The 21,243-nt window shown below is 62.2% G+C and carries 18 protein-coding genes; 10 read left to right on the top strand and 8 right to left on the bottom strand.

The window, feature by feature from the left end; translation table 11 throughout:
• Positions 1-2: 2 nt before the first annotated feature.
• Together cydB and WIN67_RS26650 are read left to right on the top strand one after the other, a co-directional pair.
• On the top strand, positions 3-1,010 hold the full coding sequence (cydB, locus tag WIN67_RS26655) for a cytochrome d ubiquinol oxidase subunit II (RefSeq protein ID WP_102882278.1): 1,008 nt from the start codon (positions 3-5) through the stop codon (positions 1,008-1,010).
• 112 nt (positions 1,011-1,122) lie between these two features.
• The gene (locus WIN67_RS26650) at positions 1,123-1,290 is read left to right on the top strand and encodes a DUF2474 domain-containing protein (RefSeq protein ID WP_102865421.1); all 168 of its coding nucleotides are present in this window, start codon (positions 1,123-1,125) and stop codon (positions 1,288-1,290) included.
• Positions 1,291-1,356: 66 nt separating this feature from the next.
• Here WIN67_RS26650 and WIN67_RS26645 read toward each other — a convergent pair whose 3' ends face one another.
• Entirely contained in the window at positions 1,357-2,481 is a 1,125-nt protein-coding gene (locus WIN67_RS26645) for a methyltransferase (protein ID WP_110596211.1), read from the bottom strand.
• Positions 2,482-2,695: 214 nt separating this feature from the next.
• Between WIN67_RS26645 and WIN67_RS26640 the strand changes: the two genes are divergently transcribed.
• Positions 2,696-3,472: a ferredoxin--NADP reductase gene (locus tag WIN67_RS26640; RefSeq protein WP_102865423.1), complete on the top strand. Its 777-nt coding sequence runs from the start codon at positions 2,696-2,698 to the stop codon at positions 3,470-3,472.
• A gap of 47 nt (positions 3,473-3,519) precedes the next feature.
• Here the strand turns inward: WIN67_RS26640 and mscL are convergent, their stop codons facing one another.
• Positions 3,520-3,933 (bottom strand): large-conductance mechanosensitive channel protein MscL, encoded by a 414-nt coding sequence (gene mscL, locus WIN67_RS26635; RefSeq protein WP_102882276.1) that lies wholly within the window; start codon positions 3,931-3,933, stop codon positions 3,520-3,522.
• Positions 3,934-4,220: 287 nt separating this feature from the next.
• Between mscL and katB the strand changes: the two genes are divergently transcribed.
• The 4 genes from katB to WIN67_RS26615 all read left to right on the top strand — a co-directional run bounded on the left by katB (position 4,221) and on the right by WIN67_RS26615 (position 8,565).
• The gene (gene katB, locus WIN67_RS26630) at positions 4,221-5,762 is read left to right on the top strand and encodes a catalase KatB (RefSeq protein WP_170002340.1); all 1,542 of its coding nucleotides are present in this window, start codon (positions 4,221-4,223) and stop codon (positions 5,760-5,762) included.
• 67 nt (positions 5,763-5,829) lie between these two features.
• Positions 5,830-6,390 (top strand): ankyrin repeat domain-containing protein, encoded by a 561-nt coding sequence (locus WIN67_RS26625; protein WP_268562401.1) that lies wholly within the window; start codon positions 5,830-5,832, stop codon positions 6,388-6,390.
• Positions 6,391-6,435: 45 nt separating this feature from the next.
• Positions 6,436-7,803: a DNA repair protein RadA gene (gene radA, locus WIN67_RS26620; protein WP_025129215.1), complete on the top strand. Its 1,368-nt coding sequence runs from the start codon at positions 6,436-6,438 to the stop codon at positions 7,801-7,803.
• A gap of 33 nt (positions 7,804-7,836) precedes the next feature.
• A complete protein-coding gene (locus WIN67_RS26615; RefSeq protein ID WP_422394640.1) occupies positions 7,837-8,565 on the top strand; it encodes a hypothetical protein in 729 nt (242 codons plus the stop codon).
• 16 nt (positions 8,566-8,581) lie between these two features.
• Here the strand turns inward: WIN67_RS26615 and WIN67_RS26610 are convergent, their stop codons facing one another.
• Positions 8,582-8,950 carry a PilZ domain-containing protein gene (locus WIN67_RS26610; RefSeq protein WP_102882273.1) on the bottom strand — a complete coding sequence of 123 codons (369 nt, stop codon included), beginning with the start codon at positions 8,948-8,950 and terminating at the stop codon, positions 8,582-8,584.
• A 286-nt stretch (positions 8,951-9,236) separates the two neighbouring features.
• Between WIN67_RS26610 and WIN67_RS26605 the strand changes: the two genes are divergently transcribed.
• From WIN67_RS26605 to yjiA, 3 genes are all read left to right on the top strand, one after another.
• Positions 9,237-11,303: a carbon starvation CstA family protein gene (locus WIN67_RS26605; protein ID WP_102882272.1), complete on the top strand. Its 2,067-nt coding sequence runs from the start codon at positions 9,237-9,239 to the stop codon at positions 11,301-11,303.
• Positions 11,304-11,319: 16 nt separating this feature from the next.
• Positions 11,320-11,517, top strand: a complete 198-nt coding sequence (locus WIN67_RS26600) for a YbdD/YjiX family protein (protein WP_007937254.1) — start codon at positions 11,320-11,322, stop codon at positions 11,515-11,517.
• A gap of 114 nt (positions 11,518-11,631) precedes the next feature.
• Positions 11,632-12,603, top strand: a complete 972-nt coding sequence (gene yjiA, locus WIN67_RS26595) for a GTPase (RefSeq protein WP_102865429.1) — start codon at positions 11,632-11,634, stop codon at positions 12,601-12,603.
• Positions 12,604-12,626: 23 nt separating this feature from the next.
• Here yjiA and WIN67_RS26590 read toward each other — a convergent pair whose 3' ends face one another.
• From WIN67_RS26590 to WIN67_RS26570, 5 genes are all read right to left on the bottom strand, one after another.
• Positions 12,627-13,334 carry a GntR family transcriptional regulator gene (locus WIN67_RS26590; RefSeq protein WP_102865430.1) on the bottom strand — a complete coding sequence of 236 codons (708 nt, stop codon included), beginning with the start codon at positions 13,332-13,334 and terminating at the stop codon, positions 12,627-12,629.
• A 37-nt stretch (positions 13,335-13,371) separates the two neighbouring features.
• Positions 13,372-14,085, bottom strand: coding sequence for a FadR/GntR family transcriptional regulator (locus WIN67_RS26585; protein WP_102882271.1), 714 nt, complete (start codon positions 14,083-14,085; stop codon positions 13,372-13,374).
• Positions 14,086-14,164: 79 nt separating this feature from the next.
• Positions 14,165-15,478, bottom strand: a complete 1,314-nt coding sequence (locus WIN67_RS26580) for a C4-dicarboxylate transporter DctA (protein WP_102882270.1) — start codon at positions 15,476-15,478, stop codon at positions 14,165-14,167.
• Positions 15,479-15,816: 338 nt separating this feature from the next.
• The gene (glyA, locus tag WIN67_RS26575) at positions 15,817-17,070 is read right to left on the bottom strand and encodes a serine hydroxymethyltransferase (RefSeq protein WP_123724460.1); all 1,254 of its coding nucleotides are present in this window, start codon (positions 17,068-17,070) and stop codon (positions 15,817-15,819) included.
• Positions 17,071-17,248: 178 nt separating this feature from the next.
• Positions 17,249-21,097 (bottom strand): sensor domain-containing protein, encoded by a 3,849-nt coding sequence (locus WIN67_RS26570; RefSeq protein ID WP_339070260.1) that lies wholly within the window; start codon positions 21,095-21,097, stop codon positions 17,249-17,251.
• Positions 21,098-21,243: the final 146 nt, after the last annotated feature.

Raw genomic sequence — 21,243 nt, 5'->3', positions numbered from 1 at the left:
TCATGGGTATTGATCTTCCGCTGTTGTGGGCCGTGATTATCATCTTCGGCATCATGATGTATGTGGTCATGGACGGCTTCGACCTGGGGATCGGGATTCTCTTCCCGTTCGTCAAGGACGACCGCGACCGAGACGTGATGATGAACACCGTCGCCCCGGTCTGGGACGGCAACGAGACCTGGCTGGTGCTGGGGGGCGCGGCCTTGTTTGGCGCCTTCCCGCTGGCCTACTCGGTGGTGCTCTCGGCGCTGTACCTGCCGCTGATCCTGATGCTGATCGGCCTGATCTTCCGCGGGGTGGCCTTTGAGTTCCGCTTCAAGGCCAAGGAAGACAAGCGTCATATCTGGGACAAGGCGTTTATCGGCGGCTCGGCGGCGGCGACCTTCTTCCAGGGCGTGGCTTTGGGCGCATTCATCGACGGCTTGCCGGTGGTGGACCGCCAGTTTGCCGGTGGCTCCCTGGACTGGCTGACGCCCTTCACCCTGTTCTGCGGCCTGGCGCTGGTGGTGGCCTATGCCTTGCTTGGCTGCACCTGGCTGATCATGAAGACCGAAGGCAAGCTGCAGCAGCAGATGCATGACCTGGCCCGGCCCCTGGCCTATGTGGTGCTGGCGGTGATCGGCATCGTCAGTATCTGGACGCCCTTGGCCCATGCCGATATCGCGGCGCGCTGGTTCACCCTGCCCAATCTGTTCTGGTTCCTGCCGGTGCCGATCCTGGTGCTGGTGACCATGTACGGCCTGCTCCGTGCTGTGGCCCGCAACGCGCATTACACGCCGTTCCTGCTGACCCTGGTGCTGATCTTCCTCGGCTACAGCGGCCTGGGTATCAGCCTGTGGCCGAACATCGTGCCGCCGTCGATCTCCATCTGGGACGCCGCGGCGCCGCCGCAAAGCCAGGGCTTCATGCTGGTGGGCACCTTGTTCATCATCCCGTTCATCCTGGGTTACACCTTCTGGAGCTACTACGTGTTCCGCGGCAAGGTCACCCACGAAGACGGTTACCACTAGGTAGGAGCCGGCTTGCCGGCGAACAGGCCCTTGCACCTTGTGCCTGGCTGGCCGGCGCTTTCACTGGCCAGCCAGCTCCGACGAGGGTTTGGGTCAAGCAGGAGTTGAAATCATGAGCGATAAACACTCTTTGCAGGAAATCGAACAGGCGGAAAAACAGCCCCTGTGGCGGCGCCTGGGCTGGCTGGCGATGATCTGGGGTGGCAGTGTGCTGGCCCTGTTCGTGGTGGCCAGCCTGATGCGCATGTTCATGAGCGCCGCGGGCCTGACTACCCACTGATCATCCCATCCCGTTGCCTTGCGGCACGGTTTCAACCCTCCGCTTGCGGAGGGTTTTTTTTGCCTGTTACTTGCGCGCTTTGAGGATCACGAACTTGGGCGTGGCCGCCACTTGTTCGACGCCGCGGAACAGCCGCGCCAGCTTGCTGTGATAACCCAGGTGACGGTTGCCGACGATATACAGCGCACCGCCCACCACCAGGGCTTCCCGGGCCTGTTGGAACATGCGCCAGGCAAGGAAGTCGCCCACCACCTGCTGCTGGTGGAACGGCGGGTTGCACAGCACCACGTCCAGGGACTGCGGCGCCTGACCGGCCAGGCCATCGCCGGCGCGCATCTCGGCTTCGCGCTCGCCCAGCAGCGCCTGCCAGTTCTCCCGTGCCGACTGCACGGCCATGAAGGATTCGTCCACCAGGGTGTAGTGGGCCTGGGGGTTGTCCAGGGCGCTGGCGATGGCCAGCACGCCGTTGCCGCAGCCCAGGTCCGCGACCCGGGCGTTGCCGAGGTTCTGTGGCAAGTGCGGGAGGAAGGCGCGGGTGCCGATGTCCAGGCCTTCGCGGCAGAACACGTTGGCGTGGTTGAGCAGTTCGATGGCCGGCTGCTCCAGGCGATAGCGGGTCGGGTAGGGCGACACGACCGGCGGTTTGGCCTCTGGCGTGGCGACCAGCAGGCGGGCCTTTTTCACCGCCAGGGAGGCCTGCACCGGGCCGATGTAGCGCTCCAGCAAGTCACCGGCGGCGCGGGGCAGGTGCTTGACCATGGCCGCCGCCACGACCTGGGCGCCAGGGGCCAGTTGTCCCTGCAGGCGGATCAGCTGTTCTTCCAGCAGGGCCAAGGTCTTGGGGACGCGAATCAGCACCCGGTCGAAGGAACCGTGCAACGGCTCGCTGGCCGGTATCACCCGCAGGGCGTCAAAGGGCAGGCCGTTGCGCACCAGGTTCTTTTCCAGGGCCAGGGCGCCCAGGTACGAATCGCCGCTGCTGCTGACCTGGACCTTGCCCAGCAGGCTTGCAGCCAGGGCGCCGAAGCTGTCGTTGAGGATCAGCACCCGCGTATCGCTGGTCGGTTGCTGCTCGGCCAGATGGTTGAGCAGGTATTCGTCCGCTGCGTCGAAGGCTTGCAGCGGCTCGTTTTGCTGTTCGGGCTGGCGGATCAGGTCGAGCTGGGCGAAGGGGCTTGCAAGCAGGGGCATGGGGCGGACTCTAGGTAATCGGTGAATGTCCCGGCGGTGGGGGCTGTCGCGCGCACGGGAACCCTCGAACAGCGCAGGCGCGGGCCGTTCGAAGCGGGGCTAAATGGTACGTTTTTTTGCCGGGGATTGCCCGCGCTCTATGCCACTACAAACCGCCGGTGTTTCTGTCCGGCGCTTTGCGGGACACTAGCGCATCGCTTTTGTGGAGCCCGTCATGACCGCCAGTGAAGAAAAGTACACTCGCCAGACCCTGCTCGAGGTCCAGCCGCTGACCTCCAGCCTGTTCACCCTGCGCACTACCCGGGATGCGGGTTTTCGCTTTCGCGCCGGGCAGTTCGCTCGTCTCGGGGTGACCAAGGCCGATGGCAGCACGGTGTGGCGCGCCTATTCCATGGTGTCGTCGCCGTTCGATGAGTTTCTCGAATTCTTCTCCATCGTGGTGCCCGGTGGCGAGTTCACCAGCGAGCTGAGCCGCCTGGAAGTGGGGGACAGCCTGTTGGTGGATCGTCAGGCCTTTGGCTACCTGACCCTGGATCGTTTCGTCGACGGTCGCGATCTCTGGTTGTTATCCACAGGCACCGGGATTGCGCCGTTCCTGTCGATCCTCCAGGACTTCGAGGTCTGGGAGAAATTCGAACGCATCATCCTGGTCTACAGCGTGCGCGAGGCCAGGGAGCTGGCTTATCAGCAGTTGCTTGCCGAGTTGCCGCAACGTGAGTACCTGGCCGAGTTCGCGCATAAGTTGCAATTCATCAGCACCGTGACCCGCGAGCAGCACCCGGGCAGCCTCAATGGGCGCATCACCCAACTGATCGAGAACGGCGAGCTGGAACGCGCCGCTGGCGTGGAACTGACCCCCGAGCATTCCCGGGTGATGCTCTGCGGCAACCCACAGATGATTGACGACACCCGTGCCCTGCTCAAGCAGCGAGGGATGAACCTGAGCCTGAGTCGACGGCCGGGGCAGGTGGCGGTGGAGACTTACTGGTAACCAAAACGGCGCCTTGAGGGCGCCGTTGATGTATTGCAGGACTCGCCTCAGGGCTTGTTGTTCTGCGCCTTGAGCAGATCGCGGATCTCTCCCAGCAGCTCTTCTTCCTTGGTCGGTACCGGTGGCAGGGTAGGGGCCACGGCTTCTTCGCGTTTCAGGCGGTTGATGACCTTGACGCCCATGAAGATGGCGAAGGCGATGATGATGAAGTCGATGATGCTCTGGATGAACTTGCCATAGGCCAGAACCACCGCGGGTGCATCCCCAGCCGCCGCTTTCAGCGTGACCGCCAGGTCCCCGAAGTTCACCCCACCGACCAACACGCCGATGGGCGGCATGACCACGTCGCCGACAAAGGACGAGACGATCTTGCCGAACGCGGCGCCGATGATGATACCCACGGCCATATCGACCACGTTACCTTTGACCGCGAAGGCCTTGAACTCACTTAGCACGCCCATAGGTTATTCCTTGTTACAGATGAGGTTGGTTACGGCAGTGTAATTCAGCAAAAAGCATTTTGCCGACACAACTTTTAACAGCACGCGGGGTTATTGACCGATAAACAGGCAAAGAGTTTTTTCAAAGTGCCATCGGATCGCGCGCGATATACCCCGCATTTGACGAGATAACCAGAACATTCTGTCAATCGATGGGTTATGGCCTTTCTATTTATCTTTCAAATGTTTAGTCACTAGCCTCTAGCAGGCGCACCGAGATGCGCCTTATATAACTAGAGGAATTCAACATGACCGCTTCTCTTGGCCTTGGGAGTTTTTCCCAGCGACGCGTACTGGGCGTGCTTGCCGCCAGTCTGCTTTCCCTTTCCGTACAGGCCGCCACGCTGACCCGCGACAATGGCGCGGCAGTGGGCGATAACCAGAATTCACAGACCGCAGGCGCCACCGGCCCGGTGTTGCTGCAAGATGTGCAACTGATCCAGAAACTTCAGCGTTTTGATCGCGAGCGCATTCCAGAGCGCGTGGTACACGCCCGTGGCACCGGCGCCCACGGCACCTTCACCGTCACCGACAACCTCAGCGACCTGACCCGTGCCAAGGTGTTTGCCGCCGGCGAGGTGACCCCGGTATTCGTGCGTTTCTCGTCGGTGGTGCATGGCAACCACTCCCCGGAAACCTTGCGTGATCCACGGGGTTTCGCCACCAAGTTCTATACCGCAGAGGGGAACTGGGACCTGGTCGGCAACAACTTCCCGACCTTCTTCATTCGCGATGCCATCAAGTTCCCGGATATGGTGCACGCGTTCAAACCCGATCCGCGTACCAATCTGGATGATGACTCGCGACGTTTTGATTTCTTCTCTCATGTTCCCGAAGCCACTCGCACATTGACCGAACTGTATTCCAACTCCGGAACTCCGGCCAGTTACCGGGAAATGGATGGCAATGGGGTGCACGCCTACAAGTTGATCAACGCCAAGGGTGAAGTGCACTACGTGAAGTTTCACTGGAAGAGTCTGCAAGGTCTGAAGAATCTCGATCCGAAACAGGTGGTCGAGGTACAAGGGCGCGATTACAGCCATATGACCCATGACTTGGTAACCCACATTAATAAAGGGGACTTTCCCAAGTGGGACTTGTATGTCCAGGTATTGAAACCCGAAGACTTGGCCAAGTTTGATTTCGACCCGCTGGACGCCACCAAGATCTGGCCGGATGTGCCCGAGCGCAAAGTGGGACAGATGGTGTTGAACCGTAACCCGGCCAACGTCTTCCAAGAGACTGAGCAAGTGGCCATGGCCCCGTCCAACCTGGTACCGGGGATCGAGCCTTCGGAAGACCGCCTGCTGCAAGGCCGGGTGTTCTCCTACGCCGATACCCAGATGTACCGCATCGGCGCCAATGCTCTGCAACTGCCGATCAACGCACCGAAGAACCCGGTGAACAACGGCAACCAGGACGGCGCGATGAACCTGGGTCACACCAGCACGGGGGTCAACTACCAGCCGAGCCGCCTGATGCCCCGCGAAGAGCCGCAAACCGCGCGCTACAGCCAGCTGGCACTGTCGGGCAGCACCCAGCAGGCGAAGATCCAGCGCGAGCAGAACTTCAAGCAGGCCGGTGATCTGTACCGTTCCTTCAGCAAGAAGGAACGCCAGGACCTGATCGACAGCTTCGGCGGCTCCCTGGCCACCACCGATGATGAGAGCAAGCACATCATCCTGTCGTTCCTGTATAAGGCCGACCCGGAGTACGGCACCGGCGTGACCCGCGTGGCCAAGGGCGACCTGACTCGGGTCAAGGCGCTGGCGGCCAAGCTGAGCGATTGATCGAGCGCGTTTCACTTCGTCACGCCCGCCTGGGCGTGACGACTTTTTCCGACAGAGGAGTCGCGCCATGCGTCTTTTTACAGCGCTGCTGTCAGCGGCCTGTTCGTTTGCCGCCTACGCGCAGCCGGCGGCCGAAGCCGCGACCGCCGCCGACCCGGTGGCGGTCAAGGTGCAGCTGGAACACTACTATTTCGATGCCGCCCGCCGGGGCGATGTGGAAATGCTCGACACCTTTATCGAGGCCGGTTACTCCCTCGATACCCAGGATGAAAAGGGCTACACCGCGTTGATCCTCGCCGCTTATCACGGCCAGGGTCCGGCAGTGGAGCGCCTGCTGGACGCCGGCGCCAATGCCTGTGCCCAGGACAAACGCGGCAACACGGCGTTGATGGGGGCGATCTTCAAGGGCGAGGTGCAGATCGCTCGGCGTTTGCTGGCGACCGATTGCAGTCCCGATCAGCGCAATGGCGCCGGGCAGACGGCGGCCATGTACGCCGGGTTGTTCAAGCGGGTCGAACTGTTGGACGCCTTGGCCGCCAAGGGCGCTGACCTGAATGCCGAAGACCCGCTGGGCAATAGCGCCACGCGGCTGGCCAGCGGGCAGATACGCACCACGGCGCCGCGCTGATCGGTTCCAGCTGAGCTATCATCGCGGCTTTTGCCGGGGGTTCAGATGGCCAAGGCCAAGCGCATGTACGGCTGCACCGAGTGCGGCTCCACCTTTCCCAAATGGGCCGGGCAATGTGGCGAGTGCGGGGCCTGGAACACCCTGACCGAGACCATGATCGAAAGCGGTGGTGCCGCGGCTCCCGCCGGGCGCACTGGCTGGGCCGGGCAACAGGCGCAGATCAAGACCCTGGCAGAAGTCAGCGTCGAGGAAATTCCACGTTTCTCCACCGCTTCCGGCGAGCTCGACCGAGTGCTGGGCGGCGGCCTGGTGGACGGCTCGGTGGTGCTGATCGGTGGTGATCCGGGGATCGGCAAGTCGACCATCCTGCTGCAGACCCTGTGCAACATCGCCACGCGCATGCCGGCCTTGTACGTCACCGGCGAGGAGTCTCAGCAGCAGGTGGCGATGCGCGCCCGGCGCCTGGGCCTGCCCCAGGATCAGTTGCGGGTGATGACCGAGACCTGCATCGAAACCATCATCGCCACCGCTCGGGTGGAAAAACCCAAGGTCATGGTGATCGACTCGATCCAGACCATCTTCACCGAACAGCTGCAATCGGCTCCGGGCGGCGTGTCCCAGGTGCGCGAGAGCGCCGCCTTGCTGGTGCGTTACGCCAAGCAGAGCGGCACGGCGATTTTCCTGGTGGGCCACGTGACCAAGGAGGGCGCCCTGGCCGGGCCGCGGGTGCTGGAGCACATGGTCGACACCGTGCTGTATTTCGAGGGCGAGTCTGACGGTCGCCTGCGGTTGCTGCGGGCGGTGAAGAACCGTTTTGGTGCGGTCAATGAGCTGGGTGTGTTCGGCATGACCGACCGCGGTTTGAAGGAAGTCTCCAATCCTTCGGCGATTTTCCTCACTCGGGCCCAGGAAGAAGTGCCCGGCAGCGTGGTAATGGCGACCTGGGAGGGGACCCGGCCGATGCTGGTGGAAGTCCAGGCGCTGGTGGATGACAGCCACCTGGCCAATCCGCGCCGGGTCACCCTGGGCCTGGATCAGAACCGCCTGGCCATGCTGCTGGCAGTGCTGCACCGCCACGGCGGGATTCCGACCCATGATCAGGACGTGTTCCTCAACGTGGTGGGTGGGGTCAAGGTGCTGGAAACCGCGTCCGACCTGGCGTTGATGGCCGCCGTGATGTCGAGCTTGCGCAATCGTCCGCTGCCCCATGACTTGCTGGTGTTCGGTGAAGTCGGCCTGTCCGGTGAAGTGCGTCCGGTGCCCAGCGGCCAGGAGCGTTTGAAAGAGGCCGCCAAGCACGGCTTCAAACGGGCCATCGTGCCCAAGGGCAATGCGCCGAAAGAGTCGCCTCCGGGCCTGAAGATCATTGCCGTGACCCGCCTGGAACAGGCGTTGGATGCGCTCTTCGAATAAATCGAGCTGGGCTCTCATGGAAGGAAGCAGGTAATGGGCATGACAAAGTTGAAGGGTTGGTGGCTGGGCCTCAGCCTGCTGTGGGGCAGCGGCTTTGCCGTGGCGCAGCCGAGCGAGGTGCCCGAGGGCTATCGCGTGGCCCAGCAAGTGCTGGTGGGCGATGGCTCGCTGCTGGAGGTGCTGGAGGATGTGCGCATCACGCCGCAACTGCATGCCGACAGCTGGAGCAATGGCCTGGACGCCGACAGCTTTGCCCAGTCCGAGGACGATCACCCGACCACGCCCTTGGGCGCTCAGGTGCGCCTGGTTTCCGACGGTGGCGAGGTGCTTGCGCAGAAGTCCCTGGGCTATCCCCTGGCCACGGTGGAAAAGGCGCCGCTCAACGGCCTGCCATCGCCGGCGTTTTTCCTCACTGTCGACCAGACCGCCCCCATGGGCAGCTACAGCGGTCCGGCCACGCAAGTGCTGATGCCGCAGCAGAGTCAGCTGGACTCGGTGCTCTATCTGGGGGAAGAAGGGGAAAGGCAGCCGCTGGTGTTCGCCCAGACTGGCAAGGCGGCGTGGCGGATCGTGCCGTCCCGGGAGGGGGGCACCGAAAGCATCCAGCAGGTGTCATCGGCGTCGTCGATGGAGAACGAAGAGTTCATCACCACCTATCGCACCTTCCGTTATGTCGACGGCCAATGGACAGTATCGTCACGGCAGCAAGCGGGTTACTGGGACATGGAAAGCGACTTTCCCGAACCCGCGCTGTTCCCCTGAATACTGGTGCCTTTGATCAAATACTGATCAGCGCACCCAGTTCCCGCTCCAACTCCTCGGGGTCCCCCAGGTTCAGCTCGATCAACCTCCTGAGGTGTTCGATGGACTCCAGGCCGATGTGCAGGCAGACGAAGCCCAACTGACCGTTATGGTCGTGGGCCAGTTGCACATTCATACGCACGTCGGCATCGAGGCCCAGGTGAATATCGGCTTCGAAGGGGCGGTTGGGATCTCCGAGCCAGGGATCGGGGCGTTCGATCAACAGTCCCTTGAGGGACAGGTCCAGCAACCGCACCGGCCAGCGGTGGGTGCCTTGACTCAGTTCAGTCGTGGCATCGAAGGCGATGCGTTTGAAGCGTCGGCGTTCGGCGTGTTGCTCGCTCATGGGCTGGCCCTCTGCGTGGTGCACTGACTATAGACCCCGGTTTATTACTGTCGCTACAAAGCCATCGGACCGCAAAAAAAATGCAATGCCGCCGCGCTCGCGGCTTGCCGGACGAATGGGGCTGATTCAGGGTTTTGTGGCGGTGCGCCTTGCGCAGAAAAATTCCCAAAAAAATGCCGCTCATAAGATAAAAGAAGGCTCTAGACCAACGTGGGGGGTGGTCTTTGAGAACAGTAGCGCTACACTCGAAATGCTGTTTTTCTATCCCCCTGGCCGGAATAAAAAAATGAAAAATAATAATAGCCTGCTGCGCCATGTCCCTTGGCTGCTGCTGGCAATCGTAGGAGCGTGCGCCCTCGGCGTAGTTGCATTGCGTCGCGGCGAGGCGATCAACGCCTTGTGGATTGTGGTGGCCGCGGTGGCCATCTATCTGGTGGCGTACCGGTACTACAGTCTGTTCATTGCCAATAATGTGATGCAGCTGGACCCGCGTCGGGCCACTCCCGCCGTGCTCAATAATGACGGTCTGGACTATGTGCCGACCAACAAACACATTCTCTTCGGTCACCACTTCGCGGCCATTGCCGGCGCCGGCCCTTTGGTGGGCCCGGTCCTGGCGGCGCAGATGGGCTACCTGCCCGGCACCCTGTGGCTGATTGCCGGGGTGGTCCTGGCCGGTGCGGTTCAGGACTTCATGGTGCTGTTCCTGTCCACCCGGCGTAACGGCCGTTCCCTGGGCGACATGGTCCGTGAGGAAATGGGCCGTATTCCCGGCACCATTGCGCTGTTCGGCTGCTTCCTGATCATGATCATCATCCTCGCGGTGCTGGCGCTGATCGTGGTCAAGGCCCTGGCGGAGAGCCCGTGGGGCATCTTCACGGTGATGGCGACCATTCCGATCGCGGTGTTCATGGGCGTGTACATGCGCTACATCCGCCCGGGCCGCATCGGCGAGATTTCGTTGATCGGCGTTCTATTGCTGCTGGGTTCCATCTGGCTGGGGGGGCAGGTGGCCGCCGATCCGGTCTGGGGCAAGATGTTTACCTTCACCGGCATCCAGATCACCTGGATGCTGATCGGCTACGGTTTTGTCGCCGCGGTGCTGCCGGTGTGGCTGATCCTGGCGCCCCGTGACTATCTGTCGACCTTCCTCAAGATCGGTACCATCATCGCCCTGGCGATTGGCATCCTGATCACCATGCCCGAGCTGAAAATGCCGGCCCTGACCCAGTTCACCGATGGCACTGGCCCGGTATGGAAAGGCGGCCTGTTCCCGTTCCTGTTCATCACCATCGCTTGTGGCGCGGTGTCGGGCTTTCATGCGTTGATCTCCTCGGGGACCACGCCCAAGCTGCTGGATAATGAAACCAACGCCCGCTACATCGGCTACGGCGGCATGCTCATGGAGTCCTTCGTGGCGATCATGGCCATGGTCGCGGCTTCGGTGATCGAGCCTGGCGTTTACTTCGCCATGAACAGCCCGGCGGCCATCGTCGGCGGTGATGTGGTGGCCGTGGCGCAGACTGTCAGCAGCTGGGGCTTTGTCATCAGCCCGGAACAACTGCAGGCGGTGGCCAAGGACATCGGTGAAAACACCATCCTGGCCCGTGCCGGTGGGGCACCGACCCTGGCGGTGGGTATCGCGCAGATCCTCCACCAAGTACTGCCGGGTGAGAACACCATGGCGTTCTGGTACCACTTCGCGATCCTGTTCGAAGCCCTGTTCATTCTGACCGCTGTGGATGCCGGTACCCGTGCCGGTCGTTTCATGCTCCAGGATTTGCTGGGGTCTTTCGTTCCAGCGCTCAAACGCACTGAATCCTGGACCGCCAACCTGATTGCTACCGCCGGTTGCGTGTCCCTGTGGGGCTACCTGCTGTACCAGGGCGTGATCGATCCGCTGGGCGGCATCAACACCTTGTGGCCGCTGTTCGGCATCTCCAACCAGATGCTGGCCGGTATCGCCCTGATGCTGGGCACCGTGGTCCTGATCAAGATGAAGCGCCAGCGCTACATCTGGGTCACCCTGCTGCCGGCTGTCTGGCTGCTGATCTGCACCACGACTGCGGGCTTCATCAAGCTGTTCGACGCCAACCCGGCGATCGGCTTCCTGTCGCTGGCGAAGAAATACAGCGATGCGATGGCCAATGGTCAGATCCTCGCTCCGGCCAAGGACATCACGCAGATGCAGCACGTGATCTTCAACGCCTACACCAACGCGACCCTGACCGCCTTGTTCCTGCTGGTGGTGTTCAGCATCCTGTTCTACGCGCTCAAGGTCGGTATCGCGGCTTGGGGCAGCAAGGAACGTACGGATAAAGAATCGCCCTACCAGGCTGTGCCTGACGCGTAACCCGAGGATTGCAACCATGTTCAATGACCTGAGTCGCCTCGGTAAATACCTCGGTCAGGCCGCGCGCCTGATGGTCGGCATGCCCGACTACGACAACTACGTCGAGCATATGCAAACCAAGCACCCGGACAAGCCGGTGATGTCGTACGAGGCGTTCTTCCGTGAACGCCAGGAAGCCCGGTACGGCGGCAAGGGCGGTCCGAAGTGCTGTTGAAGTACAGCGTGTAAGCCACACCCATGTAGGAGCCGGCTGCTCGGCGATAGCGCTCTGATTGACGCCATCGTCGGCCAGCCGGCTCCTACGTTTTTATGCGTGGGAGATCCTGTTTTGCAAAATCCTATTCCCGTCACCGTGCTCAGCGGTTTCCTCGGCGCCGGCAAGACCACTTTGCTGCGTCATCTGCTCAAGGCCGAGCACGGTTTGAAGATCGCTGTGATCGAGAATGAGTTCAGTGATGCCGGTATCGACACCCAGCTGCTGGGGGACGAGCCGGTCCAGGTCATGACCCTGTCCAATGGCTGTGTCTGCTGCACCATCCACACCGACCTGACCAAGGCCCTGTATCTGCTGCTGGAGCGCCTGGACAGTGGCGAGATCGCCTTTGATCGACTGGTGATCGAGTGCACCGGATTGGCCGACCCGGCTCCGGTGGCGCAGACCTTTTTCATTGATGAAGAGTTGCGTGAGCGCTACATCCTCGACGGCATCATTACCCTGGTGGATGCCAAGCACGCCGAGTTCCACCTGACCCAGACCATCGCCCAGGCGCAGATCGGCTTTGCCGACCGGCTGCTGGTGAGCAAGCGCGACCTGGTGGATGAGCAGACCTTCGAGGCCCTCAGCCAGCGCCTGACGCGGATCAACCGCCGGGCGCCGATTCGCCTGGTGGAGCACGGCCGGATCGATCTGGCGGAACTGCTGGATGTGCGGGGCTTCAACTTGAATGCTGATCTGGGCGGCGGCATCAGCCTGCGTCCGGTGAGCCCGGCACCCTCGGTGGATCGGATTTCCAGCCTGGTGCTGCGCACTGAACAGGCCCTGGACCTGGATCGCCTCAGCGAGTTCATGAATGAGCTGCTGGAGGATCATGGCAAGCAATTGTTGCGTTACAAGGGCGTGCTGAACGTGATCGACGAGCCACGGCGCATGGTGTTCCAGGGCGTGCTCAAGCTTTATGGCTTCGACTGGGATACCGAATGGGCTGAGGGCGAGGCGCGGGAGAGTGTGATGGTGTTCATTGCCGACGATCTGCCGGAAGAGAAGATCCGGCAGGGCTTCGAGAAGATGCTGGGGGGCTGAAGTCCTCGCTGGCCAGCCGACTCCTACAGGTCGGCGGGCGCTGTGCCTAGCAGGCGTTGTTCCAGGTGATCCAGGTGGCGGTTCATCAGGGCTTCGGCCTTTTCTACATCAGCCGCCTGTAGCGCATCGATGATCGTCGCGTGCTCTTGCCAGGCGCAGCAGTGGCGGGCGCGGCCTTCAAACTGGGCGATGGCCAGGGAGGTCAGCGGCACCAGACTGCCGAGAAACTGCGCCAGTGGGGCGTTGCCGGCCACTTCAGCCAGTTGCAGGTGGAACTCCCCGGACAGGCGGATGGCCGGGCCGCGTTGGTCGCGCTCAATGGCTTCACGTTCCCGGGCGATCAACTGTCGCAGGGACTGCAACTGGCGCCGGGGTTGCTGGCAGGCCAGGCGCACCAGGGTGATTTCCGTCAGGCGCCGGGCGTGCAGGATCTGCCGGGTCTGCTCCAGGTCAGGAGCCGCGACCTGGGGGCGGTAATTGGGTCGCAGGATCACCACTTGCTGGTGGGACAAGCGCGCCAGGACCTGGCGGATGATGCTGCGGCTGACGCCGAAGGCCTGCCCGAGGCTGTCTTCGGTGAAGCGGCTGCCGGGGGCGATGCGCTGTTCGAGAATGGCGTCGAAGATCTGCGGATAGACATCATCGACCAGCAGTTTTTTTTCGCCGCACTGACGCCGAGGCAGGCTGGCCACCAGGGTGAAGGGGTTGTTTTTCAGGGCGTAGCTGACCATGGCCTGTCTCCAGTCCAGTTGCTGACTCGGGGGTTGATTACAGGGCGTTGGAGCCCAGGTGATCGTCCGGAATATTCAGTTCGATGCCCATGCGCTGGCCTTCCTGGAGGATGTGCCGACGCATCTCGGCGCTGGCCAGGGCGCTGTTCTTATTGCGGATCGCCCGCACCACGGCTTCATTTTCTTCCAGGCGTTCGGCCAGGTGCTCCGGCGAATTGCGCAGGATCTGCGCACTTTGCTTGAGGGCATTGCTGGTCTGTTGCACCACGTTCTGGAAGATCGGGTTGCTGGTCAGGGTGAACAGTTCCTCGTGGAAGGCGATGTAGGCATTGACCCCGGCTTCGCTGTCATTGGCCTCCAGGGCTTCGCGCATGTCCATCAGGGTCAGGCGCAGCTGGCCGACTTCCTTGCTGCTGATGGATTGCGCCACCAGCCCGACGATGAAGGGCTCCAGGGTGTAGCGCAGTTGCAGCACGTCCTCGAGGCTGGCGCCGGCCACGCTGCGCTCGGCACCCTGGGCTTCGCCCTGGGGCGCATCCAGCACCACCACGCCCTTGCCAGGCATGGAGCGCACCAGGCCCAGGGTTTCCAGGACGATCACCGCTTCGCGCAGGCTGGGGCGGCTGATGCCCAGTTGCTCGGCCAATTCACGTTGCCCGGGCAGCATGTCGCCGGAGCGCCACTGGCCTCGGGCAAGGGCCGCCCGGAGCTTTTCTACCACTGAATTCACAACCGTTGACGAGCTGATCACTGTTGACTCCATGAGCTATCGGTAGCGCGCTGTTGCCGCGCTGATTGTTGTGCCTGCCGTCGGCAGGCACAAGGTTGGATCAAAATTCCTGCTGGTGGGCACCGGCCACCGGTTTTCGCGCCTGGAAGGTATAGCCCTGTTGACCACTGAGCACCTTGTTGGCCCGTTGCACGTCGATGTCCTTTTCCCAGCGGGCGATGGCCACGGTGGCCACGCAGTTGCCGATCAGGTTGGTCAGGGCGCGACCGATGCCCATGAACCAGTCCACTGCCAGCACCAGCACCAGGCCCACCACCGGAATTGCCGGGATCGCGGTCAGGGTCGCGGCCAGGATCACCAGGGCCGAACCGGGAATGCCATGGGCTCCCTTGGAGGTGATCAGCGACACCAGGAGGATGGTCAACAGGTCCGACATGGACAACGGCGTGCCGGTGGCATTGGCGATGAAGACGATGGCCAGGGTCAGGTAAATGGAGAAACCATCCAGGTTGAACGAGTAGCCGGTGGGAATCACCAGGCCCACGGTGGAGCTGCCAATGCCCAGGTGCTCCAGCTTGCGCATGATCTGCGGCAGGACGGCGTCGGAGGAGGCGGTGCCGAGAACGATCAGCAACTCTTCGCGCAGGTATTTGAGGAAGGGCAGCATGCGTAGGCCCGACAGGCGCATGACCAGGCCGAGGATCAGCGCGACGAAGGCGACGCAGGTCAGGTAGAACAGGCCCACCAGGCTGCCCAGGTGCTGCAGCGAATCCAGACCGTATTTGCTGGTGGTGAAGGCGATGGCGCCGAACACGCCGATGGGCGCCAGGCGCACGATCATGCCCATGATGCGGAAGATCACGTGGCTCAGTTCATTGATCAGCCGGGAGATGCCCGAGGCGGCTTCGCCTACCAGGTTCAGGGCACTGCCGAACAGCACCGAGAACAGCAGCACCTGGAGGATATTGTTCTCGGCAAAGGCACCGATCACCGATGTGGGGATCAGGTCCATCAGGAACTGGGTGGTGGTGTGCATGTGCTGGCCGCGCTGGGCGATATCGCCCATGTCGGCGGTGGACAGCTGCTCCAGGTGAATATTGGCGCCGCTGCCGATGCCGGTGCTGAAGGCCATGACCAGGCCGATCACCAGGGCGATGGTGGTGAGTATTTCGAAGTAGATCACTGATTTGAGGCCGATGCGGCCGACCTTCTTCAGGTCGCCGGCGCCGGAGATGCCGCTGACCACCACGCAGAACACGATCAGGCCGATGAGCATCTTGATCAGCTTGATGAAGCCGTCGCCCAGTGGTTTGAGTTGTGAGGAGTATTCGGGGAGGGTGAGTCCGCACACGATGCCGAGCATCAGTCCGAGCACAACCTGGAGGAAAATCGAACGCGAGCACCATCTGAGCATGGGGAGGAATCCTGGTCGGTGTCCTGTCTGCCGTGCGCGGGGGAGCGCAGCGGATGGAGGACTTAATTATTGTGGTCTTACCGGTATGTCCAGTGCAGGCGCAGTCTACGCTCGGGTTTTATGGGTTTACAAGATGCTGAACGAAAATTGGCTTTACCGGTCTGACCAGTGGTTTTTCCTCCCCTGGCCACTGTAGCCGCTGCCGTAGGCTGCGATCGCCGAGTATCTTGCGTTCGCAAGACCTCGCAGGCTCCTTTCAGCGCCTGGTGCGGCGGCCATCCAGGCACAAAAAAGCCCGGCGCTGGGCCGGGCTTTTTCTGTTGCGGTCTGCGGGCTGATTAAGCGCCGTATACCGGCAGCTTCTTGCAGATGGCCTTGACCTTCTCACGCACGGCGTCGATCACCGCTTCGTTGGACAGGTCCGCCAGGATGTCGCAGATCCAGCCGGCCAGTTCCTTGCACTCGGCTTCCTTGAAGCCACGGGTGGTCACAGCCGGAGTACCGAAGCGCAGGCCGGAGGTAACGAACGGGGAACGTGGGTCGTTAGGCACGGAGTTCTTGTTCACGGTGATGAACGCTTTGCCCAGAGCGGCGTCGGCGTCTTTACCGGAGATGTCCTGCTTGATCAGCGACAGCAGGAACAGGTGGTTCTTGGTACCACCGGAAACCACGTCGAAACCGCGGGCGATGAACACTTCGGCCATGGCTTGGGCGTTCTTCACCACCTGTTCCTGGTAGGCCTTGAACTCAGGCTGCAGCGCTTCCTTGAAGCAGATCGCTTTAGCGGCGATCACGTGCTCCAGCGGGCCACCCTGGGCGCCCGGGAATACCGCGGAGTTCAGCTTCTTCTCGATGTCGGCGTTGGCGCGAGCCAGGATCAGGCCGCCACGTGGACCGCGCAGGGTCTTGTGGGTGGTGGTGGTGACCACGTCGGCGAATGGCACTGGGTTCGGGTAGACGCCAGCGGCGACCAGACCGGCCACGTGGGCCATGTCGACGAACAGGTAGGCACCGACCTTGTCAGCGATTTCGCGGAAACGCGGGAAGTCGAGGATCTGCGAGTAGGCGGAGAAACCGGCCACGATCATTTTCGGCTTGTGCTCGACGGCCAGGCGCTCGACTTCGTCGTAGTCGATCAGACCGTTGGCGTCGATGCCGTACTGAACAGCGTTGTACAGCTTGCCGGAGGAGGAAACGGCAGCACCGTGGGTCAGGTGACCACCGTGGGCCAGGCTCATGCCCAGGATGGTGTCGCCGCCTTGCAGCAGGGCCAGGTAGACCGCTGCGTTGGCTTGGGAGCCGGCGTGTGGCTGGACGTTGGCGTAGTCGGCGCCGAACAGCTCCTTGGCGCGATCAATGGCCAGTTGCTCAACCACGTCGACGTATTCGCAACCGCCGTAGTAGCGCTTGCCTGGGTAGCCTTCGGCGTATTTGTTGGTCAGTACCGAGCCTTGAGCTTCCATCACCGCTGGGCTGGTGTAGTTTTCCGAAGCGATCAGCTCAATGTGCTCTTCCTGACGCTGAGCTTCTTGCTCCATGGCGGCAAAGAGATCGGCGTCGTACTTGGCAATAGTCAAATCACGGCTGAACATGGCGGTCCTCAAGGATCGGGGGGCAGAAAGGGGAGGCATTCTAACCCAATGGGTTTTAGATGGCATATGAAAGGACATCATGTCGCATAGAAGCAGCGTTCAAGTGACGAGCAGCAAGCCGCAAGCAGAAAACCGCCATGCTTTCTTGCCGCTGGTCGCTTGAAGCTTGCCACCGCTTCTAGTCGAACATGAACAGGGCGTCGTTGCTGAACTGCGCTTCGAAGCGGTTGGCTGGCATCGGCCGGCCGAACAGGTAGCCCTGGACCTCGTCGCAGCCGTGTTCGCGCAGGAACTCCAGCTGCTCGTGGGTTTCCACGCCCTCGGCGATTACCGCCAGGTTCAGGCTGTGGGCCATGGCGATAATGGCACGGGCGATCTGCGCATCCTGCTCGCCGGACGGCAGGCCGTCGACGAAGGTGCGGTCGATCTTCAGCACGTCGATGGGGAACTGCTTGAGGTAGTTCAGCGATGAATAGCCGGTGCCGAAGTCGTCCACCGCGATGCTCAGGCCTAGATTCTTCAGGCCGTCGAGAATCTGCATCGCCTCGCTGACTTCGCGCATCAGGATACTTTCGGTGAGCTCCAGCTCCAGGCACGCCGGCGGCAGGCCGGTGTCCTTGAGGATGGTGGCGATGCGCATGCCCAGTTGGCCGTCGGAGAACTGCCGCGCGGAAATGTTCACCGAGACCTTCGGCACCCGCACCTTGGCCTGGTGCCAGGACTTGAGCTGGCGGCAGGCTTCGCTGATTACCCAGTCGCCCACATCCACCACCAGGCCCAGTTCTTCCAGGACCGGAATGAAGTCGCCCGGCGGCACCAGCCCGCGGCGCGGATGACGCCAGCGCAGCAGCGCCTCGGCACCGGTCAGGCGTTTGCCGTCGCCGCTGAACTGCGGCTGGTAATAGAGCACGAACTCTTCCTGTTCCAGGGCGTGGCGCAGGTCGCTTTCCAGCTCCAGGCGCTCCAGGGCACTGGCGTTCATGTCGGCCTGGTAGAACTGGAAGTTGTTCTTGCCGCGCTCCTTGGCGTGGTACATCGCGGTGTCGGCGTTCTTCATCAGCTGGCTCAGTTCTTTGCCGTCCTGAGGGCTCAGGGCGATGCCGATACTGGCGGTGACGAAGAACTCCCGACCTTCGAGGACGAAGGGCTTGACCAGGCTGGCGAGGATCTTCTCGGCCACATTGATGGCCCGGTTCAGGGCGATCTCGCGGCTGGCGCGCGGTTGCAGGAGCAGGGTGAATTCGTCGCCACCCATGCGCGCCACGGTGTCGTCATCGTCGACGCAACCCAACAGGCGGGTGGCCATTTCCTTGAGCATGCGATCGCCCGCCGCGTGGCCCAGGGAGTCGTTGATCGGCTTGAAACGGTCCAGATCGAGGAACATCAGCACCACCCAGGACTTCTGCCGCTCCGCCGATTGCAGCGCGGTGTGCAGACGGTCCTGGAACAGGGTGCGGTTGGGCAGGTGGGTCAGGGCGTCGTAGTAGGCCAGGCGGTGAATCCGCTGTTCACTGGCCTTGCGCTCGCTGATGTCGCTGAAGAAGCATACGTAGCTGGCCAGGTCGCCTTCATCGTCGAGCACCGCAGTGATGCCGACCCAGGCCGGGTAGTGCTCGCCATTGCGGCGCTTGAGCCAGACTTCGCCTTCCCAACTGCTGTGCTGGTGCAACTGCTTGAGCACATAACGCAGGTGGGCTTCCTGCTGGTCGTCGACGGTGAGCATGTTCGGCAACTGGTCAAGCACCTGGGACACCGCGTAGCCGCTGACCCGGCTGAAGGCTTCGTTGGCCTGGACGATGTAGCCGGCGGGGTCGGTGATCAGGATCGCCGAGGTCGAGTGCTCGAATACCGTGGCCGCCATGCGCAGGTCTTTTTCCGCCCGGCGTTGCTGGCTGATATCGCGGCCAACCCCGAGCACGCCCTCGAAGGCGCCGTGTTCGTCCCACACCAGGACCAGGCGCAGTTCGATGGGGATCTTGCGCCCATCGGCTCGCAGGCAGTCGAACAGGAACAGCTGGGTCTGCACCTGGCTGCGCAATTGCGCCAGTTGCTCGGGTTTATCCAGGGCCTTGCTGACCCGGTCCATCAGGGTGTAAATGCCGGCCAGTTGCTGTGGGTTGGCGATGGTGGACTGCCAGCCATTCTGGAAGATCCACTCCACGTCGTAGCCGAGCACCGCATGCACCGAGGGGCTGACGTAGTTCAGCGACAGCTTGTTGTCAGTGGAGAAGATCACGTCGCTGATGCTTTCGGCGAGCATGCGGTAGCGCTGTTCGCTGTCACGCAGCGACTCGCTGGCCTCGATCTGGTCGGTGATGTCCTTGGCCACGCCGATGATTCGCGTCACCTGGTCGTAGCGATCCCGGGCCAGGGCCTGTTCGCGGATCTCGAAGCGCCGCCACTGGCCGCTGCGGTGGCGAAAGCGCAGTTGGCATTGCAGGAGCTGGGCGTAGGCCGAGTGGCGCTGTTCCTGGCGCAGGCGGTGATAGAGGTCGGCGTCTTCCGGGTGCAGGAGGATTTCCCAGAAGTACTCGCCCATCTGGTGCAGTTCGGTCTTGTTGTAGCCGAGGGTCTGGCCCAGGTGGTGGTTGCTGAAGATCATCCGTTGGCTGATCACGTCCTGCACATACAGGTGATCGGGCACGGTGCGCACCACGTCCGACCAGAAACCTTCGCGCTCCAGCAGCGACAGCTCGATCAGCTTGCGGCTGGTGATGTCGCTGATGCTGAGGATCACGGCGCTGTAATCCTCAGTCGCTTCCGGCAGGCGCAGCACCAGCCATAGATGCTGGTCATTGCCTTGGGCGTCGCTGAGCTTGATCTCCAGTTCCAACTGTTTCTGCTGGTTGACCACGGCTTCCAGTAACTGGCCGCCGATGGCGTTGCCGTTCTTCGGGCAGCCTTCGATCAGTAGTTGCCAGGCCTGGTCGCTGGATTCGACATTGAGCAGGCGCAGCGCCACCTGATTGACTTCGGTGATGCGCAATTCTTTCAGCAACTGGCGACGGTGGTCCGGATGGCTGGATTGCCAGCGCTTGAGCTGCTCGCTGTTGTGTAAATGGTGTTGGCCGAGCAGGTCCGGGAGCCCGGAGATATCCAGGACGCAGAGGGCGACCCCTGTGCCCTCGAAAATATCCTGGTAGCGTCGCCGGCCCTCGTGGAGCTGGCGTTGGCGCCGACGCATGTTGAGCAGGGCAATCACCGGCAGCAGGGAGAACGCCAGGCCCAGCAGGCACTTGCCGATAAAGGCCGGCAGCAGTTCCTCGATCACCGCCCGTTGGTCGAACAGCCCGCGCAGCTGCCAGTCGCTATTGTTCAAAGGCACCAGCAGCACACTGCTGGCCATCTCGTCGGGGTCCAGCATGCCTGGGGTCGGGGCGCTGCGTTCGTCGCGCTTGATCACCTGTCGGCTCAGGCGATTCTCGATCACCCAGGTCGGCTTGAAACTTTCCTCGCTTTGCCGCACCAGGGTCTGCAGGAAACTGGGGGACATGCGCAGTATCCAGAAACTGCGAGTCGAGCCACTGGCCTGGTGCAGCAAGACATGCACCACTGAACCGTCGGCAGGATTGCTGTAGTAATAGCGCTGGGAACGGCTGCGCTGGACCAGTTCGGCGAGCCAGAGAGCATCCTGACTGTCGGTGGCGCTGTCGCTGAGGATCTGCCCCTGGCTGTCCAGCAGGGCGAAACTGCGGACGTCCGGCAGGGAACGCTGGAGCTTTTGCAGCAATTGCTGTTGTTGCTGGCTGTCTTGGGGGGCTTCGACGGTCGGTAGCAGATTGAGGGCGATCTGGGCATTGAGCGCCAGGTTCAGGCTCAGGTGGTCGGCCAGATCGGCGCTGTAGTCGATGGCGTGCTGGCGCTGGTCCTTGCGGGTTTGCTGCAGTTGATCGAGCAGTTGCCAGAACAACAGGGCCAGGAGCAATAGCACCAGCGTCGCCAGTGCGCCTTTGAGTGTGCCCCGCAAAGGAAGGGCCGACGCGGAGGCTTTAGCGCGCGCGGGCTGTGGCGAAATGACGTTGGACAAGCTGTGATCCTGCGGTTTGGCTGGGCTGGCGCGACGTGCACTATAAGCCGGACGCCCGAAGGGCGGCTAGCATGCCTTGAGTTGTGGCAAAGTGCCAGTCCCGCTTGGCTGGACCTGGATCGTGCATTGAGGTAGTTTTGCCGGTT

Source organism: Pseudomonas idahonensis, assembly GCF_037903935.1.
Lineage (GTDB): Bacteria > Pseudomonadota > Gammaproteobacteria > Pseudomonadales > Pseudomonadaceae > Aquipseudomonas > Aquipseudomonas danubii.
This window is presented reverse-complemented; position numbering and strand designations above follow the sequence as displayed.